We start from the raw sequence: 3,450 nt of genomic DNA on the forward strand, positions 1-3,450 counted from the left end.
CGACGAGCGGGAGACCTTCGCCCGGTTCCTCGGACACGTGCACACCGCCGGTGTCGGCGTCGACTGGGAGGCGTTCTACGCCGGTACCGGCGCCCGGCGTGTCGAGCTGCCGACGTACGCCTTCCAGCGGGAGCGGTTCTGGCTGACGCCGGGTACCGCTGCGGGTGATGTCTCGGCGGCCGGACTCATCGCCGTCGACCACCCCATGCTGGCGGCGGTCGTGCAGGTCGGTGAGCGCGACGAGTGGGTTCTCACGGGTCGTATCTCTACGGAGACTCAGCCCTGGGTCGCGGAGCATCTGCTGCTCGGCACCATGGTGGTGCCCGGCACGGGGCTGGTGGAGCTGGCCCTCGCCGCCGGACGCCACACCGGCAGCCCCGTGCTCGACGAGCTGGTGCTGGAGTCGCCCCTGCTCATCCAGGACGGCGTCACGCGGCACTTGCAGATCAGCGTCGGTGCGGCCGGTGCGGACGGCCGCCGCGACGTGGCGATCTACTCGCGGCCCGAGAATGGCACCGACGCGGCCGAGCCCACCTGTCACGCCCGCGGCACGCTCGGAACCGACAGTGTGCCCGCTCCGGCCTGGCCGGACCAGTGGCCGCCGCAGGGCGCCGAGCCGATGTCCGTCGAGGAGCTCTACGGCCGTCTCGCCGACCTGGGATACGACTACGGCCCCCTCTTCACCGGCGTAGAGGCCGTCTGGCGCGTCGGCGACGAGACGTATGCCGAGGTGACTCTGCCCGAGGGCCACGAGGGCTTCGGCATCCACCCCGCGCTCTTCGACTCCGCGCTGCAGAGCGGTGTCGTCCTGCTGACTGGAGAGGGCGCTGCGGCGCACCTCATGCCGTTCAGCTGGAGCGGTGTGCGGCTCGACCGGCCGGGCGTGAAGCGCCTGCGGGTTCGTTCCGTCATGACCGGCGGTACCTCGCTGCGGCTGGACGCCGTGGACGAGAGCGGCGCGCCTGTGGTGTCCGTGCGCTCGCTCGTCGTACGTCCTGTGGAGGAGCAGCGCATCAACGGCGCGGGCGGCGCGGACGCGCGGCAGTCGCTGTATGTGGTGGAGTGGACTCCGCTCGAGGCCGGACAGCCGGCCACCGGGACCGAGGACATCGTCCGGGTCGGCGCGGGGGAGGCCCACACAGATCTGAACGCCCTGGAGCGGGCGCTCACCGAGGGGGCCCCGACGCCGCAGGCCGTGCTCGCGACCGTCGGCGCCGAGGAGGCCACGGCGGCTGCGGTCGAGGCGCTGCAGTTGGTGCAGCGGTGGCTGGCCAGTGAGTGGCTGGGCGAGGCCCGGCTGGTGCTGGTGACCCGGGGAGCGGTCGCTGTCGACGGTGAGGCTCCCGACGTCGCCCAGGCGGCGGTGTGGGGCTTGGTGCGCAGTGCGCAGTCGGAGCATCCGGGCCGGTTCGTACTGGTCGACCTGGACGGCGAGGAGCCGGACTGGGGCGCGGTGCTGGGCGCGGACGAGGGGCAAGTGGCAGTGCGTGGCGGCCGGTTGCTGGCGCCGAGGCTCGCTCGCGCTGGTGCGACCGTCGAGCAGGCCCCGGCTTTCGAGCCGGACGGGACCGTGCTCGTCACGGGTGGTACGGGTGGTCTGGGTGCGGTGTTCGCCCGTCACCTGGCCGTCGAGCACGGTGTGCGTCATCTGCTGTTGCTCAGCCGGGGGGGCCTGGAGGCCGACGGTGCTGGTGAGTTGGTGGCGGAGCTGGCGGAGCTGGGCTGTGCGGCACGGGTGGTGGCCTGTGATGTGTCCGACCGTGAGCAGCTCGCCTCCGTGCTGGGTGCCGTGGAGCGTCCGCTGACGGCGGTGGTGCACGCGGCGGGTGTGCTCGACGACGGTGTGATCGAGTCGATGTCGGCCGAGCAGGTCGACCGGGTGATGCGGCCGAAGGTCGATGCTGCCTGGCATCTGCATGAGCTGACCGCCGGGATGGACCTGTCGGCGTTCGTGCTGTTCTCGTCGGTGGCTGCGCTGATCGGCAGTCCGGGGCAGGGCAACTACGCGGCGGCCAATGCCGCGCTCGACGCCCTCGCCGCCTGGCGACGGGCCGGGGGTCTTCCGGCGGTGTCGCTGGCCTGGGGCCTGTGGGGCGGGGACGGCGGAATGGGCGGCGAGCTCGGCGAGGCCGGCCTGGCCCGCCTGGAACGCACCGGCATGGGTGCGCTGTCCCACGAGCTCGGTCTCGAACTGTTCGACCTGGCGCTCGACAGCGGCGCGGCGCTCCTGGCGCCCGTCCTCCTCGACCCGGCCGCGCTGCGGGCCCAGGCCCGAGCCGGTCAGCTGCCCGCGCTGCTGCGCGGTCTGGCCCCTGTCCCTGCCCGGCGCGCCGAGACCGGAGGCTCCCTCGCACAGCGCCTGGCCGGCGTCGCGGAGGGCGACCGGGAGCGGATCGTCCTGGACGCGGTGCGCGAGCAGGCCGCGGCGGTGCTCGGCCACGCCTCGGCCGCCGCGATCGACACCGACCGCTCCTTCAAGGAACTCGGTTTCGACTCGCTCAGCGCGGTCGAGCTGCGCAACCGGCTCACGCAGGCCACCGGTGTGCGCCTGCCCGCCACGCTCGTGTTCGACCACCCCACCCCGGCCGCTGTCGCGCGGCTACTCCTCGCCGAGACCGGCGGCGTCGTCGCCGAGGCGCCGAGGCCTGTCAGCCGGACCAAGCGGGTCACGCCGTCCGACGAGCCCCTGGCGATCGTCGGCATGAGCTGCCGGTACCCCGGCGGGGTGACCTCACCGGAAGAGCTGTGGGAGCTGGTGGCCGCCGGTCGTGACGCGGTCGGCGGGCTGCCCACCGACCGTGGCTGGGACCCGGACATCTACGACCCCGACCCCGACCGGCCCGGGAAGATCAACACCAGGGGCGGTGCCTTCCTCGAGCGCATCGGGGAGTTCGACGCGGAGTTCTTCGGCATCAGTCCGCGCGAGGCGACCGCGATGGACCCGCAGCAGCGTGTGCTACTGGAGGCGTCCTGGGAGGCCTTCGAGCACGCGGGCATCGACCCGACCTCCCTGCGGGGCAGCGACACCGGCGTGTTCGCCGGTGTCGTGACCACCGACTACGGCGGCATGGCCTCCGCCGAGCTGGAGGGTTATCGCCTGACCGGCACCACCACCAGCGTGGTGTCCGGCCGTATCGCCTACACGCTCGGCCTGGAGGGTCCGGCGGTGTCCGTGGACACGGCCTGTTCCTCCTCTGCCGTCGCCCTGCACCTCGCCGGGCAGGCCCTGCGGGCCGGCGAGTGCTCGCTGGCGCTGGTGGGCGGCGTGACCCTGCTGGCCGGCCCCTACCTCCTGACCGAGTTCAGCCGCCAGCGCGCGGTCTCGCCGGACGGCCGCTGCAAGGCCTACTCGGCCTCGGCGGACGGCACCGGCTTCTCCGACGGCGCCGGTGTGCTCGTCCTGGAGCGCCTGTCGGACGCCCGCCGCAACGGCCGGCGCATCCTCGGCCT

General features: G+C 73.4%; 1 protein-coding gene. It reads left to right on the forward strand.

Translation table 11 applies throughout. The features are described from left to right. Positions 1 to 3,450: SDR family NAD(P)-dependent oxidoreductase (locus tag ACFZDC_RS41925; RefSeq protein WP_391332356.1), on the forward strand; the 3,450-nt coding region annotated here is incomplete at both ends.

This window comes from Streptomyces sp. NPDC007905 (genome assembly GCF_042959345.1).
Classification (GTDB): Bacteria; Actinomycetota; Actinomycetes; order Streptomycetales; family Streptomycetaceae; genus Streptomyces.